The following is a 489-nucleotide window of genomic DNA, read 5'->3' as shown; positions in this document are numbered from 1 at the left end:
CGTCTTGTAGAGCTTCTGGAGTCCGGTGTACTGCGGCGTCTGACTGCACTGCGAGGCCGTGTTCACCACCAGGAGCACCTGGTCGCGGAAGTCGGAAAGAGACTGTTCATTGCCTTCGATCCGGGTGGCGCTGAAGTCATAGACAGTCGTCATAACTCAATCCTGACATGACACGCCCGAGTCCGCGCGCTGTCTGAGATGTCAGACACGCCGCAGAACTGTTACGACCTTTCCGAGGATGACCGCGTCCTTGCCGTCGATCGGCTCGAACGCCGGGTTGTGCGGGACCAGCAGGATCTCGGTGGCGGTCTTCTTGAACGTCTTCACGGTCGCCTCGCCGTCGATCATGGCAGCGACGATGTCACCGTTCTCGGCGGTCTGCTCCTGCCGCACGACCACCCAGTCACCGTCGCAGATGGCCGCCTCGATCATCGACTCACCCTTGACCTTCAGCATGAACAAGGTGCCTTCGCCAACCATTGCCTTGGG

At 60.5% G+C, this 489-nt stretch carries 1 protein-coding gene and 1 pseudogene; both read right to left on the bottom strand.

Annotated features, from left to right (window positions below; genetic code table 11):
• A pseudogene (locus tag CAY82_RS27505) lies at window positions 1-153 on the bottom strand (glutathione peroxidase); the annotation flags it as partial.
• Between the two features lie 48 nt (window positions 154-201).
• Window positions 202-489, bottom strand: a 288-nt coding sequence (gene lexA, locus CAY82_RS27500) for a transcriptional repressor LexA (RefSeq protein WP_087503453.1), incomplete at its 5' end; no start/stop codon positions are given.

The organism is Pseudomonas sp. SID14000, from assembly GCF_002165135.1.
GTDB lineage: Bacteria > Pseudomonadota > Gammaproteobacteria > Pseudomonadales > Pseudomonadaceae > Aquipseudomonas.
The sequence above is the reverse complement of the archived record's forward strand: the minus strand, read 5'-3'. Positions and strand labels throughout refer to the sequence as shown.